The following is a 20,163-nucleotide window of genomic DNA, read 5'->3' as shown; positions in this document are numbered from 1 at the left end:
AATCCGCCGACGAGATCTTCGAACGCCTCGCCGGCTACCTGAACCGCCTGCCAGAGCCCAAGCCATAGTTATGAAGTGTTTCCGAGACTCAGGACACTAGGGCTGTACTCGACCTCGGCGACCACCACAGAGGGGCGACCCGGATGGGGTGCGGTGAACGCCGCCTCGAGTGCGGTGTGGTCGCGCCCGTCGACCCGCGCCGTCGCCCAACCCTCCACGGCGAAACGGGTCTCCAATCCGCCGGGCCAGCCCTGGGTCGCGTTGCCGTTGTCGATCACGACGACGTTGAGCTGCTCGAGCCGACTCCGGCCGGCGTAGGCGATCGCCTCGTGGTTGGAGCCCTCGTCGAGTTCGCCGTCGCCGAGCAGTACCCACAGCCGAGGTGACGTCAGGCCGCGCGCCCGCAGGCCCAGCACGGTGCCTACGGCCAACGGGAGACCGTGGCCGAGCGACCCGCTGGAGATCTCCACCCCCGGTATGAGCAACCGGTCCGGGTGGTGGCCGAGAGAAGCGTGGTAGGTGCCGAACCGGTCGAACTCGGCCGGATCGAGGAAGCCCTTCGCGGCCAGCACCGCGTAATAGGCCATCGGACCGTGCCCCTTCGACAGGTAGAACCGGTCGCGGTCGTCCGCCATGTCGGGCCCGACCCGCAGCACCCGGTCGTAGAGCACCCAGAGCACATCCAGGGTGGAAGACGCCGCCTCGGCGTGCTTCTCGTCCCCGGTCATCGAAGCCATCAAGCGGTACAGGTCGTCGTAGACCAGCCCTGTCATCACACCACCTACTTCCCCAACTCCGGTCAGAGGCGCGAACATACACGACCGTCGATCTTCACCGGCCGTCACTCACGGACCGTGACGGGACGGCCCAGGGCCACTGCCGGGTCGTCGATCAGTGGTCTAGGGTGGGCGGCCATGAGGCATCGGTGGGTGTACGACGAACGGATACCGCCCGGGGAGACGACGCGGATGTTCCAGAGGCTGATTCGGCAGGGGAAGGTCCCCGGGGGGCGGATCGCGTGATCACCTCCTTCGTTCGTAGCAACTACGCCTCGCTGCGCGGCCCGACGGCCCCCCTGGCGGTGCTGCACCTGCTCGACAGCGTCGGCAACGGCTTGTTCCTGGCCAGTTCGACTGTCTACTTCGTCGTGATCGCCGGGTTGCCCACCGCTCAGGTCGGGATCGGGCTGTCCCTGGCAGGGCTCGCGGGATTCTTCTCCAGTGTCCTGATGGGGCGGGCAGCCGACAGGTTCGGTGCCCGGCGCATGCTGCTGATCAGCATGTTGGCCCTCGCCGGTGTCTACTGCATGTACCCGATGGTCGACTCGGCGCCCACGTTCTTCGTGGTGGTCGCCCTGGCAGGCGCCCTCGAATGGGGCAGCGGTCCGCTGTTCCATACCTTGGTCATGGATCTGGTCCCGGAAGCCGACCGCGTCACCGCACGGGCCGCGCTCCGTTCGGTGTTCAACGTCGGCTTCTCCGCGGGCGCGCTCATCGCCGCGGGGCTGATCGGCATCGGCGGTGCGGCCATGCACGCACTGCCGCTCGGCAACGCCCTGTCCTTCGCGCTTGCCGCACTGGTGGTCGTCAGGCTGCCGGTCACCAGCCCCGGGCTGCCACCGGAACGAGCCTCACGGTTCAGGGCGCTGCGTGACGTCCCGTTCCTCGGTGTGATCGGCGTGTCGACTCTGCTCGCCCTCAACGGCACCGTGCTCGCGGTGGGTGTACCGCTGTGGATCCTCAGTGTCGACGGCGTACCGCGCAGCGTGATCCCGCTGGTGTTCATCCTGAACACCGTGCTGGTGGTCCTGTTGCAGGTCCGGGCCGCCCGAGGCTCGGACCACCTGGACGGCGCTGTCGCCGCCGCCCGCCGATCCGGGCTGGTGAGCGCGGCGGCCTGCCTCATCATGGTCCTCGGCGGTCTCATCGGCTCCTGGGCGGCGACCGTCGGCATCGCGGTGGTCGCCGTCCTGCTGATCACCGCCGGAGAGCTGTGGCAGTCCGCCGGCGCGTTCGGCATCGGCTACGGGCTGGCTCCTGACACCGCCCGAGGTGAATACCTGGGCGCGTTCCACCTCAGGATGGTCGCGCAGGCCACACTCGGCCCGGCAACGGTGGCCTGGTTCGCGACCGACCTCGCGCCCTACGGCTGGGCGATCGTGGCGGCGGCGCTCCTCGCCGGGGCAGTGCTGATCGGCCCGGCGGTTCGCCGGGCCGAACGCGACCGGGCCACCGCCGTCTGAGTCTCCCCACACTCAAGGACAGGACCTGTGCGATGAATATGCGGTTCGGCGTGAGTTTCTGGAAGCTCGAAGACCGGGCCTCCTGGATGGAGAAGTCCCGACGTGCCGAGGCCCTCGGCTACCACGTCATCACCGTGCCCGACCACATCGACATGCCATCGCCCTTCCCGGCGTGCGTTCTGGCTGCCGAGGCGACCAGGAGCGTCCGGGTCGGCACGTTCGTGAGCAACACCTCGTTCTACAGCCCGGCACTGTTCGCCCGGGACGTCGTCACCACCTCCCAGCTCACCGGAGGGCGGCTGGAGGTCGGCCTCGGCGCGGGGTGGAAGAAGAAGGAGTTCGACCAGGCCGGAATTCCGTTCGAGGCGGCCGGCAAGCGCGTCGACCGACTCGTCGAGACCCTGGACGAGGTCAACCGGGCCTGGAGCGCCGCCCGGCCACGCCCCGGCGCCGCGTCCGACCGGCCGCCCCTGATGATCGGCGGAAACGGTGACCGGGTGCTGAGACTGGCTGCCAGGCACGCCGACATCGTGTCGTTCTCCGGCACCGGATTCGACCCGCAGGGTCGGGGGATGCAGTTCCTCACCGATCGGCAGATGGATGACCGGGTGGCATTGGTCGATGCGGAACTACGCGCATCCGACCGGGACACCGTGCATCGAAACATCATCGTGCTGCGCACTCAGGTGACGGATGACCGCGCGGCCGCTCGGGAGGACTACTCCCGCTTTCTGCGGGGCACGCTGAGCCCCGAACAGGTCGGCGAACTACCCGCCGTGCTGATCGGGAGCCCGGAACAGATCGCCGAGCAACTCATCGCTCGTCGGGAACGGTTCGGGTTCGACTACGTCACCGTGCAGGAGTCGGCGCTCGACACCTTCGCCAAGGTGATAGCGCTGCTCCGCTGACGCGGGCGCGGAGCCGACCGGCTGCCGTACCAGTCGGCCGGGATCTGCAGGCCGTAGACCTTGGGGCGGGCATGTGCGGGGATGTATCGGGCGGCTGCCTGGTCGCGTAGTCGGCGGAAGCCGTGGAGCCAGGCGACGGTCCGTTCCACGACCCACCGGTGGACGCCGAGGCCGGAACCGTGCGGAATGCTGCGGCGGGCGATCATCTCCCTCGAACCAACAGCGCCCCGGCGCACACGGGATCAGCGGCAGGGGCCGTTCATGTGTACGCCTACAACCAGGGAGTCGAGTCCCTTGAGGCAGTCGTTGATCACCCGGGCGAAACGGTGCTTCTCGGCGAGGGAAAGGGCCTGGTGCCAGTGGCTCCGGGCCTGGTCGCGGTCGCCGAAGTGGAGGTGGGCGCGGGCGAGGGCCTCGAGGGCGTCGGCTATGTGGTAGTCGTTGTCGAGTTCCCGGGAGAGCGTGAGGGATTCCTCGAGGCAGGCGAAGGCCTCGTCGCTGCGGTCGAGGACGCGCAGTGTGTCGCCGAGGCTGACGAGGGCGATGGCCACGTAAAGGAACCGGTCTTCGCTGCGCCAGCCTTCCAGGCACTGGCGGAAGACTGGTTCGGCGTTCGCCGCGTTGCCTGAGCCGAGGAGCACAGAGCCGAGGGCATGGAGCATTAGGGGCGTCGGAGCGCCGATGTCCGAGTGCAGGGTGATCGCTTTGCGTATTGCTGTCAGTCCCTCTTGCATACGGCCGGCTTGGCTGCAGGCCGTAGCGTAGTTAGTCAGGGAAGCGGCCTGAAGTTTGGTGTCGCCGAGCTGCTCGTACAGTGCGGCGGCCGTTGCGAGATGGGTGAGGCTTGCCTCGTTGCGGTAGTCGTGCGCTGCGCCGAGAAAGTTCCTTAGTTTGGCCTGGCCCCGGAGGTCGCCGGCGCGCTCGGCGGCGGCGAGTGCCTCGTTCACAGGCTGCTGCCATTCCTGGGTGGCCCACCAGTGGGTGAGGGTCCAGCCGAACAGGGTGTCGGCGATGCCCCAGCTCAGCTCGGGCCGGGTGCTGACGGACGCGACGCGGACAGCGTGGTGGATGGCGGGCATCTCGGCGGTGATCCAGGCCAGTGCCTGGTCTGAGTCGGTGAACTCGGGCAGCGGAGCACCGGCGTCCGGTGCGGCATCAACATACGGTCTGGTGCGGGTGGCGCGGTCCGCCTCCCGGGTCGCCGCCCTGTACCACGTGACCATCCGCAGCAGGCTGGCCTGCCGCTCGTCGGGGTTCTCCTCCTGTTCGGCGCGCTCGGCGGCGAACTCCCCGAGCAAGTCGTGGAAGCGGTAGGCACCCGGTGCCGGGTTTTGCAGGAGATGGGCGCCGACCAGGATGTCGAGCAGGTCGAGGGTTCGCTCCACCGGGTGGTCGAGGAGGGTGGAGGCCGCCTCGGCGGAGAAGGGGTGGGCGGGCCACAGGCCCAGGCGGCGGAAGGCCGCGGCCGCGTCGCGCTCCGCCTGCCGGGGGCTGCCGCTCAGGGCCTGGTAGCTCATTAGGAAAACCTCCCTGACGTCCAGATGGTCAAGGCTGAGTGCGGTGAGCCGGTGTCCCGTCCGGTGCAGGTGGTCAGCGGTGCCGGGGACCGTTCTTCCGCCGTGGGCAAGACGCGCTCCGACGATCCGCAGGGCGAGCGGCAGGCCGGCGCAGGCCGTGAGGATCTTCTCTGTGGCGACTTGTTCGGTGGCGAGCCGGTCGGGACCGCAGATGGCGGCGAGCAACTGGTGCTGCTCGTCCGCCGCCAGGGGCTGGAGAGTGATGTGGGTGGCGGCAGCCAGACCGGTGAGCGCGTGCCGACTGGTGACGACCGCGGCGCCGGGGCCGTTGCCGATGAGGAGCGGGGCGACCTGGACGGTGTCGCGGACGTTGTCCAGGACGACGAGAACGCGGCGGTCGGCCAGGGTGGCCCGGTAGAGGGCGGCCCGGTCGTCGGTGTCCTCGGGTAGTGACCGGGCGGGGACACCGAGGTCGGTAAGGAAGCGGGCGAGGAGGTCGTGGGCGGTACGCGGGGTGCCTGATCCGAAGCCCCTCAGGTCGGCGTAGAGCTGGCCGTCGGGGAACAGGGTGCGGCCGGCGTGCGCGGCGCGCAGAGCGAGGGTGGTCTTGCCGATACCGCCCATGCCGGAGATGACAACGACCGGGGGCAGGCCGTCGGCGGCGGCCGTCAGCAGGCATGCGCGCAGGGCTGTGAGCTCCGCCGCCCGGCCGGTGAAGTCCGCGATGTCACGGGGAATCTGAAACGGTGGGCGGCGGGTGGGCTCGGCGGTGCTCGGAGCCGCCCGGTGGGAGTCGGGGCTGGAGGTGTTTGTCGGGTGTGAGGCTGCCGGCCGCAGGTCCGGCAAGGCCGAGTCGGCCGGGGGCGCACTCGGGGTGAGTAGCGCGCGGAACACCTGCTGGGTCCTCGGGGCGGGGTCGATGCCGAGTTCGTCGGCGAGGCTACGGCGCAGGCGGTGGTACGCGGCAATGGCGTCGGCGGTGCGGTCCGCTTGGTGCAGGGCCGACATCAACTGACGGTGGAAGGGCTCGTGCAAGGGGTGATCTGCCGCCCAGCGGGCGAGTTCAGCTGTGACCGTGTGAGGACGTCCGGCGCGGAGGGAGGACTCGAAGCCCAACTCAACGGCCTGGAGGTGCCGTTCGGCGAGGTGGGCGATCTCGGGGGCGTCCTGAAGCGAAGGGAACTCTGCGACGGGCCGGCCGCGCCACAGGGCGAGGGCGGAAGCGATCTCCTCCTCCAGCTTGTGCCAGTCCTGCGCCTGATGGGCGTCTTGGGCTCGCCCCAGCCGGGCCTCGAACGCTTCCGCGTCGAGTTCCCCCGTGCGCACGTCGAGGGCGTACCCGTTCCGGACGGCGCGCAGGCGATCCCTCTCCGGTCCAAGGGCCGACCTGAGACGGGCGAAGTGGTTGTGAAGCGAGGCGAGCGCGGTCCGCGGGGGTCTGTCGCCCCACACGGCGTCCGTGAGGCGGTCCATCGACAGGGCCGAGCCCGGCCGCAGCAGGAGAGAGGCCAGCAGGACGCCGGCCTTGGGCCCGGGTATCCGCCGTCTCTCTCCCTCCACGTCCAGCGTCAGATCTCCAAGGATCCCGAAACGTAGCGCCACCATCGCCAACCCCCGGACACACACGGGGACCAGGCCCAGCCCGCCCCCCGACACCGCTGTTAGAGCCATGTTAAGGACTCGTTGTGACAGGTCGGCACGGTACGGGTCCGAGGGTCACCACGACACGTCGTGGACCGGACTCGCACAGCCGCCGCCCCCTGCGGCATTCACTCACATCCGCTTCAGGAGAATCCCCATGTCCAGCGTCAGTAGCGGCATACACGAACAACGACCGGCCGGGCTGGCTGGAACGGTGCCGCTGTCAGGCGGTCGGCCCGGTGCGGAGTCTCGCTGTCGAATCCGGCGGGCCAGCGCCCTTGCTGCCGCGCCGTTTGGGGTTGGCCCGCTGGTCCTTCGGCTCGGCGATGGCGTGTTTGATCCAGGCCCCGTCTGCGGCGAGTGCGGGGTGGGCGTCCCGCGAAGGTGGAAATCGGCCGCGGAGATCATTGCCACGCCCAGTCGGCGGCCGACAGACGCTGCTGGAGCAGGACCGCGAGCGCCAGGTCGCGTTGACCCCGGAGTACTGACCGGATGCCGTCGTGCCTCCGCGCGGCACGACGGCACGACCGCAGCCGCGGGCCTGGTTCAGCGCAGGTCGGCCCGCGCGGCGGTGCCGTCCAGGAAGCCGCCCGACTGGTGCTGCCACAGCCTCGCGTAGGCGCCGTCCGCGGCGAGCAGCTGCTGGTGCGTGCCCTGCTCGACGATGTGCCCGCGATCGAGGACGACGAGCCGGTCCATGGTGGCGACCGTGCTCAGCCGGTGCGCCACCACGAGGGCCGTCCGACCGGCCATGAGCCGCCACAGTGCGTCCTGGACGAGGATCTCGCTCTCCGAGTCCAGCGCGCTGGTCGCCTCGTCGAGCAGCAGGATCGGCGCGTCGCGCAGGATCGCCCGGGCCAGGGCCACCCGCTGGCGCTGCCCACCGGACAGCTTGACCCCGCGCTCGCCCACCATGGTGTCGAAGCCGTTCGCAAGCGCGTCGGCGAACTCGGTGACGTGCGCTGCCTCGGCCGCACGGCGGATCTCGGCATCGGTGGCCTCGGGGCGCGCGAAAGCGATGTTGTCCCGGAGCGTGCGGTGGAACATCGCGGGGTCCTGGGGCACGTAGGCGATCAGGCTGCGTAGATCCGCCTGGGCGAGCCTGCTGATGTCCTGCCCCCCGATCAGGATCCGGCCGGCGGCGATGTCCGTCATCCGCAGCAGCAGCCGGGTGAGCGTGGTCTTGCCTCCACCGGACCGGCCTACGAAACCGGTCTTCGACCCGCTGGGGACGGACAGGTCCAGGCCGTCGAAGAGCGGCCGCGCCCCGGCGTGGGCAAAGGTCACCCGCTCGAACCGTACGTCGGCGGCCCGCGGCCGCAGCGGCTCCGGCTCCACCGGGTCGAGCACGGTCGGCGGCGTCAGCAGCAGCTCGGTGAACTGCGCGGCCTCCGTCATCGAGCTCTCCAGGCGGCGGTAGATCTGGTTGAACTCGAACATGATCCGCGTCGCGTTGGCGTAGTAGGTGAAGGCGACGATGACCGCTTCCACTCCGTGCGCTCCTCCGCCGAGCACGATGGCCAGCAGCAGGCCCAGCACGTTGGTCAGTACCGACATCGGCGCGACCAGCGTGTCGATGCGCAGGTTCCCGTAGTCCCACGAGCGCAGGGTGAGCCGCCGTGACTCCGCGACGCGGGAGCGGTGCTCGGCCGCCTCGAGCCGCTCGGCGGCGAAGGCCCGGACCGTGTCCATGTTCGTCAGGCTGTCCGCCACATGGCCCGACACCCGGGCGATCGCCTCCTCCCGCTGGGCGACCAGCGTCTGGCGGCGGCGGATCAGCGGGGCCACGCACAGCCCCGTGACCGTGATCATGGCCAGTAGCCCGACCACGAGCAGCGGGTCGTACTGCCACAGCACCACCGACGCGAACGCCAGCGGAACGAAGCTGCCCATGACCGAGAAGGTCAGCGTGTCGACGAAGTCCTCGAAGCGGGAGGCGAAGCTCAGGACCCGCTTCGTCAGGGAGCCCGCGAAGTTGTCGTGGAAGAACGCGGCGTCCTTGGCGAACAGTTCGTCCATCCCGGTCACGTACAGCTGCTCGATGCCCCGGGCGTCGAGGCGGTTGAGACAGTGCAGCCCGATCCGCCACAACGTCTCCGAGAGGAGCAGGACCCCCGCGAAGCCGAGGACGTAGGGCGTCGTCCAGCCGATGGAGGTGCCGTCGGCGTCCGCGGCGCCCTCGGCGTGCCCGGCGATCCGGCCGACGAGCTTGGCCACGAGCAGCGGTGCGATGTAGGAGATGCCGATGTTGCCCAGCGCCGGTAACAGCAGGGCGGGCGCCGCCACCCGGCGGAGCCGGATCAGCTCCCGGCCGTAATGGTGAAGTGCGAGGAGTACCGGACTCCTGCGCGGTGGATTGCCGTGCGATTCGGTCGATTTCATCTCAACCCCGCCTTCTCGGGCCGTCAGGTCAGAAATCGGAGTGTCCCGCACGGGCGCCCGCGCCGTCCAAGCCTTTTCCGCGCGCGGAGGCCCGGGAGCCTCCGCGCGCCACGCACCCGCTGGGCCGCGGCTCGGCCGTCAGCCCCGCAGAGGGCCCTCGCAGGCATAAGAGGAGGTGCCCGCGCTTGCCGTGATCGCGGCCGGGCCGAACCAGCACTTCGCAGTGTTCTCATCCCAGGCCTCGGCCACGAGGGCCGGACCGCCACCTCACTAGCTGTTCGTGACACCAGCGCACCGCACGGGCCTCGGTCTACCGTGGGAGGTCGACAGGCTCGGACAGTTCGAGAGGTCACCGTGCGGCGGGCTCGCACCCCAAGCACCAATGAGTGCACACGGGCGAGGTGATGACGGTCGGCCAGATCGAGGCGACCCCGCTCTGCGGTAAGGCTCCAAGAGCCCGAAACGCGCCAGACCTCCGCTGAATCCAGCCGGCCGTCACCACGCCGGACGCCGACGGAACCTCGCCCTCGGCGCTGGAGCAGTTCCAGCCGGGTGAGAGGACCGGAGCTCGATCAGGCGCTGGTTGAGTTCCTCGGCGGCCATCATGCTCTCGTCCGGGCTGAGGCGTACGTGAGAGGGCAGCGAGACCTCCGGACCGCCCGGCACGATGTGGGTGCGACGTCCCACCGGTATGGCGATCTGGTCCGCGAGGACCAGGCCATGGTGCCCGGCCTTCTGGACATGGAACAGGGCAGCCCGTCGCGCTTTCCTCGCGCCTTGGCGCCGACGGGTCCGTACGTGCTGACGAGCGGGCGCGAGGACGGGCGCAGGGTTCCCGTCCTCGTGAAACGCTGCGATGGGCTCGTCGCAGGTCAGCAGGGCACCCGCGGTCAGAGAGACCACGGACAGCGGTCTCTCGGCGAAGTACGGGTAGAGCCTCTCCGCCAACGGGCTGAGCATGCTCAGGTGCCTGTTGGGGTGAGCGGCGAATTCCAGCTCACGAAACTCGGTTCTGGCACAGATCTTGGGGAGCCGTCGCGGAGTGTTACTTCGGTGTTCGATTGCGAGTGGACCCATTTACGTGAGACGGCGTACGCCTTGTCGTCTGACGATCAGAGTTGACGCTCCCTCAGGTGTCTGCCGGCGGCTGCAGCGGTCGGTTCTGCGATGATATCGGCCTGAGGTCGGTTGGGGCTGTGGGGATTGGTGTGGTTCGTGATGCGGGAGGGGCACTCAGGCGGGCGTCTTGGTCGGGCTGCTCCTCTTTCATCCCAAGTCGGGCTTCACGCCTCGTACTTCGGGCGCCGGTCCGCGCGCCTGGGGTGGGTGGGCAGTCCCAAATCATGTCTGAACGTCGCCGTTATTCGAGTGATCTGTCCGATGCCCGATGGGAGCTTGTCGAGGCCGTTCTGACATCGTGGCGGGCCGAGCGACGCGGCCGGGGCCTGGACATCGGCAGGTCGTCCGACCACGACCTGCGGAGCTGCTGGACGCTGGGCTGGCTTTGACGCGGGGTGAGGCACGCCAGGGCCGGTACCCGGCGATGTCGACCGGCGCCGGGTCCCCGTCCCGCGAAGGCGAACCGACCGATCAGTGGACGATGTTCTGCCACGACCCGGCCGCCAATGGTCCGGGCACGGGTTGGCCTCCGGGGATGCGCCGCAGCCCCGGTGCGGGGCTGCGGCGCGAAGCAGGGTCAGTGGAACAGCATGGAGGCCTCGCCGGCGGCGGTGGTGACGGAGCCGGGGCACAGGAAGCTCCCCGAGACCTTGGTCGCTGTAAAGGCCTGGTTGACGTACTTGCGGGTCGATCCGTCGCGGTTCCACACGATGTTCGTGGCCTTGAAGCGACAGGACACGAAGCTCTGCTTGCCGGAGATGTCGATCGCGTCCGTCTTCGCGGTGCCGTTGGCATCGTCGAAGGTGAAAGCGGGGTTGTTGTTGAGGCTGGCGGTGATGCCGCCGCTGCAGGTCAGATTGCCGCCGGGCTGGTTGATGCTGGTGCGGTCGACGGTCAGGGAGCCCGGCGGGTTGGCGCTGGTAAGGGCGTTGGTCCAGGTGCAGGTGTTGCCCGAGACCACGATGACGCCGTCCAACCGCTGGTCGGCTGTGGGGCCCAGGGCCAACGCTGCCGTCGATCCGCCGACGACCAGCGCGGCCGCCAGGGCGGTGACACCCGACCATGTCGAGAACTTCAGCATGTCGCTCCTCTTTGCCACGTCCTTGTGGGGTAAGCGGGGCCTGGGTGGGCCGCGCCGTCGTGCGCCCGGTCGGCGGGGGCGGATTCCGCGGGGATGACCGGGGGAGGGGTGCGTGCCCGGATCAGGGCACGCACGGAACGTGTCACAAGGACCTTGAAATGTCAGGAGCATGCCATTCGATTGGCTGGATGGCTCCCCTCAGGTTGGCGGACTCTCTGCCTGAGCACGTAAGTGGGGGTTCTGTGAAGCCGTCCCGACCCGGTCGAAGGCGGCCGATCCCGTCAGGCCCGGTGATTCCCAAGCCCCTCCGGGCCGGGTCGCCGGGGAGATCAGCTGCCCAGGTTCGGCGGACCCGGCGCAAGGTTGACTGCACCGCGGCGCCCGTTACCCCGATCGCCGGGATCATCGGCTCCGCGCCCCGTCATCTGTGAGTGGCCGCTGCGGGGTTGACGCCCGGCCCGGAACCGGCGGGCGCGCTCTCACCAGGGCAGCTCCCGTACCTGCTGCACGCACAGCAGCACGAAGAGCAGCCCGGCGACCGTCAGCATCACGTTGCTCAGCAGGCCGTTGCGCCAATCGGCGGGTGTTCGCGAAGAGTTGAGCAGCCACAGCAGCGTCAGGGCCAGGAACGGCATGAAGAAGGCGCCGATGACCCCGTACACGATGACGAGCCCGAAGGGCTGGTCCAGGAAGAGCAGGGTCATCGGCGGGAAGGTGAGCCAGAGCAGGTACGCGCGGAAGGGCAGCGACTTCTCACGGCTCGTTCCGGCCGGGGTCAGGGACGGCCGGTACTTCGCCATGAAGTCGGCGAACATCAGGCTCACCCCGTGCCAGACGCCGATCAGCGAGGTGAAGGACGTGGCGAAGAAGCCGATCAGGAAGAGCTTGGAGGTCACCGTGCCGTAGCGGTCTTTCAGGATGCCGCTCAGATCGAGCAGGCCCTTGTCGCCCTTCGCGATCGCCAGCCCCGACGAGTGCAGTATCTCGGCGCCGACGAAGAGCATGGCCACGACGAAGACGCCGGTGGTGATGTAGGCGACGCGGTTGTCGAGGCGCATCACCTTCATCCAGCCCGCGTCCGTCCAGCCCTTGGCATTGACCCAATAGCCGTACGCGGCCAGCGTGATGGTGCCCCCGACACCGCCGATCAGCCCGAGCGTGTAGATCAGCGAACCCTCAGGAAGCACGGGTGCGAGGCCGGCGAAGGCGTCCCCGAGGTGGGGGGTGACCCGGATCGCGAGGTACACGGTCACCAGGAACATGGCGCCGACCATGACCGTCATGACCTTCTCGAAGACGGCGTACCGGTTGAACCATACGAAGACCAGCCCCACCAGGCCGCACAGGACGGCCCAGCCCTTGAGGTTCATCGCGTCCGGGAAGAGCGCGGCCAGCGGGAGGGCGCTGGAGGACATCGCGGCGGCCCCGTAGACGAAGCCCCAGACGACCACGTATCCCGCGAAGTAGACGGTGGTCCAGGAGCCGAGGCTGCGCCAGCCGTCGAAGAGGGTGCGGCCGGTGGCGAGGTGCCAGCGGCCTGCGGCCTCGGCGAGCGAGATCTTGACCAGGCAGCCGATCACCGCAGCCCACAGCAGGGTGTAGCCGAACTTGCTGCCCGCGATGAGCGTGGCGACGAGGTCGCCGGCGCCGACACCGGTCGCGGCAACGACGATTCCCGGTCCGATGTGGCGCCAACTCGCCCTCCTCGTCGGCGGCTTACCGCCCTGTTCGGTCCCGACCTGAGTAGCGTCCGCCATCCCCGTCACCTTTCCGTTCGGCCCTGCGTGACCTGGGTTACCGAAGCCGCTCGGCGGCCCTCGCGCAAGAGGGCCTGCTCAGTCGCCGTACGCGGCGCCGCCCCAGGACGCCCTGCCCAGCGCATGGGTCTGCGCTCCGGGTGGACGTGCGGCCGGGGGCATGCGGCCGGGGGGCATGCGGCGGCCGGTACCTCCGCCGGTCTATGCCCCCTGGGCGGCCGCCGCATCCTGGACCGAGGGCGCAGTGGCCGGAGCAGCGGGGCCCGGTGCTTACAGGGGAGGCAGGCATGCATGGAGCCATTACGGGACGCGGGCGGCAGGTTCCCCAGTGACATGGTGGCAGAAGGCCGGGATCGCCATCGGTGTGCTCGCGATCGTCGTTGTGTCCTACGGGCTCATGGCGATCGGGTACCACTCTCCTGACGATCCGTACATCTATCAGGTCGGCGTCCGGATCACCGACGGCCGGATCACCGTCAACGTGCCCACGTGTCCGCAGGGAGGGGTCAAGGTCGTGCGGCTGAAGGACTACCTCCGCCGCAAGACGCTGTGGACTGCGACCGAACCCCTCACTCCCGAGGCGCAGCACGGAACGATCACTCTCTGGCAGTCGGAGGACTTTCGGGAGGCGAGCGCCGGGGAGCAGCCCGCGGTGCTGCCGAGGGTGATGGAGGTCTGGGTCACCACCAAGACCCGCGACGGCAGTGGGGCGCTCTTCAGGCCGGATGAGGTGGCCGCGGCCGAGCTGCCCGACGGGGCGTACTGGACCAAGGACGGGCCCGGAACGGCTGCCCAGATCAACAGACGGCGCTTCTGCAATCGCTGACCCCGCGCGTGGCGCGAGGTCGCGGCGCCCGGGATCACTCCGTGCGCGCGGTACGTGCCGCCCGGGATACCGGATCGGGAGCCTGAATGGGCGGGCGCCGTGCGCCAACTGCCCCGTACGGCGGCTGGCAAGCCCGACAGGAACGCCCGGCGATCGGCCTTGTTACGGCTGCGCGACAGGTTCCGCAGAGGCCGGGTCGTCCCCGCGCGGGCCCAGTCCGTCGAAGGCGAGGTCGATGAAGCGGTGCCAGTCGCCGCTGCCGGTCCGGATGATCCCGGAGAGGCCCGCGACGAGCATGTAGACGTCCGCAACGGTGAGGTCCGCCCGAAGGGTGCCCGCGGCCCGCCCCTGGGAGATCAGTGCGCCGACGGCGAGTTCGAGCTGGGCGAGCATCTCGCCACCGGGCGCCGACGAGCCCACGGTCGCCGCGACGGAGGCGCTCAGCCCACGGCCCTCGGACAGCACCCGGCCGACGTGGTGGAGGTACCGGGCCAGCCCCTTGCCCGATGCGGGGTCGCGCAGACAGTCGGTCTGTGCGAGCCGAAGGATCTCGGCGAACCGCTGCTCCGCCGCCGCCTCCACGAGGGCCTGGCGGGAAGGGAAATGCCGGTAGAGCGTGCCGATGCCGACACCGGCGGCGCGGGCGACGTCGGGCATCTGGACCTCGTCGCCGCGTTCCTCGAACAGTGCGCACGCCGCCGCCAGTAGGCGGGCGCGGTTGCGCTCCGCGTCGGCACGCGGCTTGCGGAGGGCGGGTGTTGACGGCCTCGACGGCCCCGATGGCGTTGACAAGTCCAGTGCTCCCCTGCGTAAATTTAAACGGAATCGGATTCCGGTTCCGATTATGTCATGCGAGGAAGGGTCACGCCCATGCCTGAGGACCGTTTCATCCTGCTGGAACCCGGTGCCGCCCGGCCGGGGCGGATCCCGTTGCCGCCCGCGTTCGCCGTCAAGGCGATGACCGGCGACACCGAGGGGCGGCTGTCGCTGCTGGAGGTGACCGTGGCGAAGGACATCCCCCGGCACACTCGCCACTGGGCCGACGAGTGCATCTACGTACTGGACGGCGTCCTGTAGATCGAGTTTGGCGACCGGAAGCACCTGGCGCCGAAGGGAACCTTCGCCCTCCTGCCGCGCGGAGTCCCGCACGCCCTGCGCCGCGCCTGCGACCGGCCGCCGGGTGTCCTGCAGATCTCCTCGCCCGGCGGCTGGGAGCACTATGTCGAGGACCTGATCGAGGCCGGCCCCGCCGTGTTCACCGAGGGGCAGTTGGACCCCGCAAAGATCAACCCCATCGCAGGCAAATACCACATCAGCTACGAGGAACAGGCGTGACGGCCTGCTGGTGAGCGCCCGCCAATGCCCCTGCTCGCCGCCCGCATGACGAACATCGCCCGCGGCCCGGAGGGCGAGCAGGGCCGACGCGGCCGACGGCAGGTGGGCGCGGTTGGCGCGGGGGAGTACGCCTTGTCGCCGGCGATCGCGTCCGGGCGAGTGCGGGGCCGACCCGCCGGACCGCTCGGCCGCGCGAAGCCGGACCCTGTGGCGGCGGCGGCGTAGGCGGCGGCGTTTGCTCGCGAGTCGCGTCGTCCGAAAGGGGGCGCCGACACCGGTCCGTCGCTGGTCGACCGCCGGAAGACGGGCCGTAAACACCACCTGATCTGCGACGGACGCGGCACCCCGCTCAAGGTCATCACCACCGCGGCCAACGTCAACGACGTGGAGGAGCAGCTCACCGGCTTCGACGCCCGGGCTGCTGCCGGCCAGCTGCCGCAGAGCGGTGTCGAAGACGCTTTCGGTCAAGTCGTCTTCGGGGACACCGAAGACCATGTAGCGGTCGAAGTAGTCGATGCTGCCGATACCGCGCCGCTGCGCGATGGCCTGGGTGCCGCCCCCATAGCCGAGCGCCTGTCGCAGTGGGGGAACAGCAAGCCCATCAGACCGATCACGTCTTTCACATGCTGCTCGGCGACGCCTGCCTGCGCGAGCCTGTCGGTCCACTGTTCGGTTCGTTGCTCCGGACGTTCGTTGCGGACCGACAGTAGGTCAACGCTTGTGCCGGTCGGTTCGGCTCGGTGCTGCCACAACAGGCGGTAGGCGCCGGGTTCGTTCGTGCGCAGGAAGGTAACGATGAGAAAGTCGACGAAGTCGACGTTGCCGACAAGCGAGCCGAGCGTGGCGTCGACCTGCCCGAAGAAGCGCTTGATGGCACGGGGAGTGCGCAGTCGGCTTTGCAGGTACCGGTGATAGGCCTCGCCGAGTCGCTGCAACTCGTGTGCCGTCATCGTCAGGTTGTGTGCGTTGAGAACGGCAGCCAGTGAACGCTCGACGAGGACGTAGGCATCGCGTTCACCGAATGTAGGAAGGTCCAGGCGTACCTGGATGATCTTCTCCAGGAACTCGCGGGCCCTAAGCCGCCACTCCGGAAGACGTGGAGCAGGATGAGTTCCGCCATGCCCGGCGTCACCGTCACCTGGTTGTCTTGAGCGCACTCACGTCCTTGGCCAGCTTCGCCACCTTGGCGCTCAGCTCCCCGATTTGCCTGGTCAAAGCTGCCAGGCCGTCCTGGCGGCCCCGGCCGCCGTTGCCGTTGGTGGCAAGGCTCCGGGCCCGGGCGATCCCGGTCGGGACGCCTCTGATGGGGACTTCGACCTCTTGCCACGCCGCCAGCACGGCCGACTGTTCGGGGCTGCCGATGCCGAACAGTTCCCCGGCCTTCTGGAAGGTGGTGTGGGCGAAGTCGTGGAACTGCGCCTCGGCGCCGGATGCCTTGAGGGATTCGAACCAAATGGGCCCGGCAGCCTCCCATGCGAATCCTCCGATGCCCACGGCCGTCAGGTAGAACGCCTTGTTCGGAATGCCGGAGTTGAGGTGCACCCCGCCGTTGTCGCCCTGTTCGCTGTCAGGTAGGTGGATGAACTTGCTCATGCGGTCCGGCTGGGGGTCCCTTCCGAACAGCGAGTTGTCGTAGGCGTGCCCCGGGGCCTTCATCGACCTCAGGGCGTCGGCATCGATGCCGGGCGTCCACACGTCGGCGCCGATCAGCCAGTCGGCCTCGCCGGCCGACTGTTTCAGGGACCACTGCTTGACCAGAGACCCGAAGACGTCCGAAACCGACTCGTTCAGGGCGCCGGACTGATTGTGGTACTCGAATCCGGCGGTGTGCTCGGTGACTCCGTGCGTCAACTCGTGGGCGACCACGTCGAGGGATCCGGTGAGGTCGCCGAGCACCCTTCCGTCCCCGTCACCGAAGACCATTTGCCGGCCGTCCCAGAACGCGTTGTTGAACTTCACGCTGAAGTGGACGTACCCGTCCAGACGCATCCCCCGGCCGTCGATCGAATCACGCTGGAACACCTCCTTGAAGAAGTCGCGCGTCAGGCCGAGTCCGCCGAAAGCCCGGTTGACGGACTCGTCCGCGGATTCCGGTCCGTCCTCCGGCCTGGCCACGACCGCGGCCGGGAGGAAACTCCCCTGGTCGCAGTCGAAGACGGTGCGCCGGCCGTTACCGGGGGCAGCCGCGCCGGAGAAGGACGCCCGGACCGCTCGCTCACCGCGCAGGCGGGCAGTGGTCAGCATGGTGTCCAAGGCGGCCTGGCGCAGCTCGCTGTCTCGGCTCTCCAGGAGCTTCTTGAGAAGGTACGGGGGGATGATGCAGTTGAGTCGCGAGGTCGTGCTCATGGAACACCTCCTGTGATAAGAGGACCGACGGTTGAGTGTTCGTCAACGCTCGGGGGTTCGCGGTGTTCTTGGCCGGATACGCCGGTGCAACGCCCTATTCGGTTGAGCTGGCCTTCTCCAAGAGCTCCAGATAGGGCGTCTGCATCGTGGAGCCGCGCACCGCCGACAGGTCGTACCGGTCGTTCATGTCATCTTTGGCATAGGGATTCAGGGGATCGAATACGATCCGGTCTTCCGGCGGCGATATGTCCATGACGACGCTCGGCCAGTCGCCACTGTTCACTCTGAACACCGTTATCCGTTGCCGACCCCGGGTCACGTTCAGGATCTCACTGCTGTTCGAGATCTCGGATCGGTATCTGTAATTCGTTCCGACAGGATATCCGTGCTCTTTCTTGGCCTCTTCGGCCAGTTTCTTGCCGCCGGTCCCCGAACGCTCGTACGAGGCGGGCATCTTCGTTCTGTCCTTCCGGATCACGTACACTTCCGTCTGCGCCCTGATGGCTTCGTACGTGTGCTTGAGTTTCTCGGGATCCTTTATCTCGATGACAATGTCCTGTGCGGCCTCCTCGCCCGGATTCAAAACGCTGCCCACCGGTGTGACAAAGGCGCCGTCGTAGATCAATTTGAATGCGGCGTCGGCCTTGTCGGGTGGTCTGGTGTTCGCGGGCCCGCCATGGATCCAGTACTTGCTGTCGAGGATGTAGACGGGAACCTGGCCCGAGTTCTTCACGTACAGACGGACCGTCACGAGCAGCGACCCTCCCTCTTTCATGCTCGACTCTTTGAACTCGGCCCCGCTCTGTATCAGCGGGGTTCTCACGTAGGGAAGATAGATCTGTGAATACGCCAGATTGGCGCCGGCCAGGAGCGTCGAGATGATCACGCCGATCGCGATCGTCTTGGGATTGCGCAGGCCTTTCCACGCCCGCAGCTTGATCAGGCCGGCCAGGGCCGCCACAGACCATACGCACAGGGCGATCCCGATCACGGTGTAGCCGGTGAAACGCTCACCTATCTGCAGCAGGAGGAGGGTTATTCCACAGAGGAGGGCGAGGACGACTCCGGCCAGAACGACCACCCCCGAGTAGCGCCATCGCCGCTTGCCCCAGTAGTCGATCGCCGCGCCGGCGGCAGCCAGCTCCACCAGAGACGCGACGAGGACGGTGACTCCCGCGATCCGTCCGCCGTAGGTCAGTGCGTTGCCGCTGTCCGATATGCCGATCTGGAACAGCGGGTATGTGGTCGCGAGGAATCCGAAGAACATGAGGAGGCCGATGGCCAGTCGCCGGACTGGCCGGTCCGGCCAGACACCGCAGTCTCCGCCGAGCCATTGGATGTCACGATGCCCGATCGAAACACCAGCGCGGTCCAGGGTCCTTCGAAGCTCCGCGGGAGACCGGGCCGTTCCCGCGCGGTTCCCGTCGATTACGACTGTCCGCAAGCCGAGGTCATCAGGCGCCCCGACGGCTACTTCGGGTGTGTTCGCCATGACACCAGAGTGCTCCCTTCCCGCTGAACGCGCTTCCTGCGCAAGTCTTCTGGGCACCCCGGTATCAGGGTGCGATCAAGGCCGCGCAGGACGAAGCTGGAGTTGATGTGTTGGTGTCGCTCGTCCTGAGAGGAGCTCCCATGCGTAGCCGGATTCTCGGATGCACCGCCGCACTCGTACTGGCCGCTTTCGGCGCCGCCGTCCCCGTAGCGTCGGCTGCCGTACCGGTTGCCGCGCCGGCTGTCACCGGACCGGAGTGCGTCGCGGACAAGGTGGGAAAGGTGCAGTACGACTCCAGCACCGGCCTATGGACCTGTGTTGACGGCGCGCACGACGGCGAACCCATCACCACGCCGTGAACGCGCGGTACCTCGCCTCGATGTTTCATGATGGACCTCGATGTTTCGTGACGGGCCTCCGGCCATCCGGCGGCCCCTTCTACACCCAGTTGACCTCCGCGCGCTCCAGCAGCGGGTCGTCCGTCAGCTGGAACAGCGGTACGGCGAAGTTGCCCGACCTGAACCGGCCGCCGAAGTGGAGGCCGAGCACCCGGTGGTCGGCCAGGTCGAAGACGGGGGAGCCGCTGTTGCCGCCGAGCGTGGAGCAGTCGTGCGTCATGGTGAACCCGGGCCCGTCCGGGACCAGCGCCGTCGCGGTGCCCGGCTGGAGCCGCTTCACGTTGTAAATGTCCATGAAGATGCGGCTCATGGCCTCCGGCTCGTTGCGCCGGCCGTCCGCCGCCGGATAGCCGACCACGTACACGGCCCGGCCCTGCAGGTCCGCAGGAGCGTCGGCCGCGACCGGCAGCGGCGTCGGCAACGGCCTGCCGCCGCGCGTCGACGGGGACACCCGCAGCAGTGCCATGTCGACGTCCTGGTGGATGCCGATGACCTCGGTGACCTTGAACTCGAACGATTCGTCGGTGGGGGGCGCGCCGAGTTCTTCCGCCGTGTCGATGCGGACACCCATGCCCTGGCGGAAGGTGAAACCGCCCTGGCCGTCCGCACGGCTGAACTCGGCCGCGACATGCCGGTTGGTCATCACGGCGAACGGTGAGACCAGGAAACCGGTGCCCAGCCAGTCCAGCTCCGCGTGGCCGGAGACCTCCACCCGGCCGACCCGCTCGATCGATTTCCGGATGCCCGGCCGCTGCCCGTCCAGCAGGGCCCAGTCGCCCGGCTGCGAGGCGAAGTCCTGGCCCTGGACCAGGATCGCGGGGCGGCCTTCGAGCAGGACGATCGCCTCCATCCCGAAGTACTCGTCCTCGTCGACATCGCCCCTGCGGCCCGCAGCCAGCTTCTCCAGCCCGTGCACACCGGCCGCCAGCACCCTGGCGCGCTCCTCCCTGGCGGCGCGGCCGATCTGCGCGGCCGCCTCCTCCTCACGGGGAAGGTCCTCGGCGGACTCGGGGATCTCCGCGTCCAGTCCCCTGCGCACGCGTGCGGCCACTTCCAGCAGATCTTCCCGGAAAATCTGCTCGGGCCCGGTCGCCACCGGTGACCCACCGCGCATGTCAC

Annotated in this window: 15 protein-coding genes and 2 pseudogenes; 6 read left to right on the top strand and 11 right to left on the bottom strand. The window is 68.7% G+C overall.

Annotated features, from left to right (window positions below):
- Positions 1-68 precede the first annotated feature (68 nt).
- Positions 69-815, bottom strand: a complete 747-nt coding sequence (locus J7E97_RS11100; protein ID WP_374224130.1) for a transketolase — start codon at positions 813-815, stop codon at positions 69-71.
- 203 nt (positions 816-1,018) lie between these two features.
- On the opposite strand from J7E97_RS11100, the gene J7E97_RS11095 reads away from it, so the two are divergent.
- Both J7E97_RS11095 and J7E97_RS11090 read left to right on the top strand, forming a co-directional pair.
- Positions 1,019-2,242, top strand: coding sequence for an MFS transporter (locus J7E97_RS11095; protein ID WP_215025159.1), 1,224 nt, complete (start codon positions 1,019-1,021; stop codon positions 2,240-2,242).
- Between the two features lie 32 nt (positions 2,243-2,274).
- Positions 2,275-3,150: a TIGR03621 family F420-dependent LLM class oxidoreductase gene (locus tag J7E97_RS11090; protein ID WP_308346457.1), complete on the top strand. Its 876-nt coding sequence runs from the start codon at positions 2,275-2,277 to the stop codon at positions 3,148-3,150.
- Positions 3,151-3,254: 104 nt separating this feature from the next.
- On the opposite strand, the pseudogene J7E97_RS11085 reads toward J7E97_RS11090, so the two are convergent.
- The 3 genes and pseudogenes from J7E97_RS11085 to J7E97_RS11075 form a co-directional block, all read right to left on the bottom strand.
- Positions 3,255-3,353: pseudogene (locus J7E97_RS11085) on the bottom strand (IS5/IS1182 family transposase); the annotation flags it as partial.
- A gap of 39 nt (positions 3,354-3,392) precedes the next feature.
- Positions 3,393-6,227 (bottom strand): BTAD domain-containing putative transcriptional regulator, encoded by a 2,835-nt coding sequence (locus tag J7E97_RS11080; RefSeq protein ID WP_215025151.1) that lies wholly within the window; start codon positions 6,225-6,227, stop codon positions 3,393-3,395.
- 627 nt (positions 6,228-6,854) lie between these two features.
- Positions 6,855-8,690, bottom strand: coding sequence for an ABC transporter ATP-binding protein (locus J7E97_RS11075; RefSeq protein ID WP_215025148.1), 1,836 nt, complete (start codon positions 8,688-8,690; stop codon positions 6,855-6,857).
- 1,343 nt (positions 8,691-10,033) lie between these two features.
- On the opposite strand from J7E97_RS11075, the pseudogene J7E97_RS35720 reads away from it, so the two are divergent.
- Positions 10,034-10,171: pseudogene (locus J7E97_RS35720) on the top strand (IS5/IS1182 family transposase); the annotation flags it as partial.
- A gap of 215 nt (positions 10,172-10,386) precedes the next feature.
- Here J7E97_RS35720 and J7E97_RS11070 read toward each other — a convergent pair.
- The gene (locus J7E97_RS11070) at positions 10,387-10,890 is read right to left on the bottom strand and encodes a protein phosphatase 2C domain-containing protein (RefSeq protein WP_215025145.1); all 504 of its coding nucleotides are present in this window, start codon (positions 10,888-10,890) and stop codon (positions 10,387-10,389) included.
- A 479-nt stretch (positions 10,891-11,369) separates the two neighbouring features.
- On the bottom strand, positions 11,370-12,647 hold the full coding sequence (locus J7E97_RS11065; protein ID WP_215025142.1) for an Nramp family divalent metal transporter: 1,278 nt from the start codon (positions 12,645-12,647) through the stop codon (positions 11,370-11,372).
- A 328-nt stretch (positions 12,648-12,975) separates the two neighbouring features.
- Here J7E97_RS11065 and J7E97_RS11060 point away from each other — a divergent pair, with 328 nt between their 5' ends.
- Positions 12,976-13,473, top strand: coding sequence for a hypothetical protein (locus J7E97_RS11060; protein WP_215025139.1), 498 nt, complete (start codon positions 12,976-12,978; stop codon positions 13,471-13,473).
- A gap of 162 nt (positions 13,474-13,635) precedes the next feature.
- Here J7E97_RS11060 and J7E97_RS11055 read toward each other — a convergent pair whose 3' ends face one another.
- On the bottom strand, positions 13,636-14,265 hold the full coding sequence (locus J7E97_RS11055) for a TetR/AcrR family transcriptional regulator (protein ID WP_215025168.1): 630 nt from the start codon (positions 14,263-14,265) through the stop codon (positions 13,636-13,638).
- A gap of 78 nt (positions 14,266-14,343) precedes the next feature.
- Here J7E97_RS11055 and J7E97_RS35715 point away from each other — a divergent pair, with 78 nt between their 5' ends.
- Entirely contained in the window at positions 14,344-14,550 is a 207-nt protein-coding gene (locus J7E97_RS35715; protein WP_251054236.1) for a hypothetical protein, read from the top strand.
- Between the two features lie 722 nt (positions 14,551-15,272).
- Here the strand turns inward: J7E97_RS35715 and J7E97_RS11045 are convergent.
- The 3 genes from J7E97_RS11045 to J7E97_RS11035 all read right to left on the bottom strand — a co-directional run bounded on the left by J7E97_RS11045 (position 15,273) and on the right by J7E97_RS11035 (position 18,646).
- Positions 15,273-15,965, bottom strand: coding sequence for a P-loop NTPase fold protein (locus tag J7E97_RS11045; protein WP_308346456.1), 693 nt, complete (start codon positions 15,963-15,965; stop codon positions 15,273-15,275).
- The gene (locus tag J7E97_RS11040) at positions 15,943-17,154 is read right to left on the bottom strand and encodes a M4 family metallopeptidase (protein ID WP_215025136.1); all 1,212 of its coding nucleotides are present in this window, start codon (positions 17,152-17,154) and stop codon (positions 15,943-15,945) included. The genes J7E97_RS11045 and J7E97_RS11040 overlap by 23 nt, the downstream gene beginning before the upstream one ends.
- A 94-nt stretch (positions 17,155-17,248) precedes the next feature.
- The gene (locus tag J7E97_RS11035) at positions 17,249-18,646 is read right to left on the bottom strand and encodes a hypothetical protein (protein ID WP_215025133.1); all 1,398 of its coding nucleotides are present in this window, start codon (positions 18,644-18,646) and stop codon (positions 17,249-17,251) included.
- A 140-nt stretch (positions 18,647-18,786) separates the two neighbouring features.
- Between J7E97_RS11035 and J7E97_RS11030 the strand changes: the two genes are divergently transcribed.
- Positions 18,787-19,005 carry a hypothetical protein gene (locus J7E97_RS11030; RefSeq protein ID WP_215025130.1) on the top strand — a complete coding sequence of 73 codons (219 nt, stop codon included), beginning with the start codon at positions 18,787-18,789 and terminating at the stop codon, positions 19,003-19,005.
- Between the two features lie 79 nt (positions 19,006-19,084).
- Here J7E97_RS11030 and J7E97_RS11025 read toward each other — a convergent pair whose 3' ends face one another.
- Complete coding sequence (locus tag J7E97_RS11025) at positions 19,085-20,158, bottom strand: serine protease (RefSeq protein ID WP_215025127.1); 1,074 nt, start codon at positions 20,156-20,158, stop codon at positions 19,085-19,087.
- Positions 20,159-20,163: the final 5 nt, after the last annotated feature.

The organism is Streptomyces sp. ISL-66 (assembly GCF_018614135.1).
GTDB lineage: Bacteria > Actinomycetota > Actinomycetes > Streptomycetales > Streptomycetaceae > Streptomyces.
Note: the sequence above shows the minus strand (reverse complement) of the source record. Positions and strands in the feature narration are given on the sequence as shown.

Bases quoted from the DNA above. Each gene is read 5' to 3' on its own strand.
- J7E97_RS11040 (WP_215025136.1), bottom strand. From the start codon at position 17,154: ATGAGCACGACCTCGCGACTCAACTGCATCATCCCCCCGTACCTTCTC.
- J7E97_RS11065 (WP_215025142.1), bottom strand. From the start codon at position 12,647: ATGGCGGACGCTACTCAGGTCGGGACCGAACAGGGCGGTAAGCCGCCG.
- J7E97_RS11070 (WP_215025145.1), bottom strand. From the start codon at position 10,890: ATGCTGAAGTTCTCGACATGGTCGGGTGTCACCGCCCTGGCGGCCGCG.
- J7E97_RS11090 (WP_308346457.1), top strand. From the start codon at position 2,275: ATGAATATGCGGTTCGGCGTGAGTTTCTGGAAGCTCGAAGACCGGGCC.
- J7E97_RS35715 (WP_251054236.1), top strand. From the start codon at position 14,344: ATGCCTGAGGACCGTTTCATCCTGCTGGAACCCGGTGCCGCCCGGCCG.
- J7E97_RS11025 (WP_215025127.1), bottom strand. From the start codon at position 20,158: ATGCGCGGTGGGTCACCGGTGGCGACCGGGCCCGAGCAGATTTTCCGG.
- J7E97_RS11100 (WP_374224130.1), bottom strand. From the start codon at position 815: ATGTTCGCGCCTCTGACCGGAGTTGGGGAAGTAGGTGGTGTGATGACA.
- J7E97_RS11075 (WP_215025148.1), bottom strand. From the start codon at position 8,690: ATGAAATCGACCGAATCGCACGGCAATCCACCGCGCAGGAGTCCGGTA.
- J7E97_RS11030 (WP_215025130.1), top strand. From the start codon at position 18,787: ATGCGTAGCCGGATTCTCGGATGCACCGCCGCACTCGTACTGGCCGCT.
- J7E97_RS11035 (WP_215025133.1), bottom strand. From the start codon at position 18,646: ATGGCGAACACACCCGAAGTAGCCGTCGGGGCGCCTGATGACCTCGGC.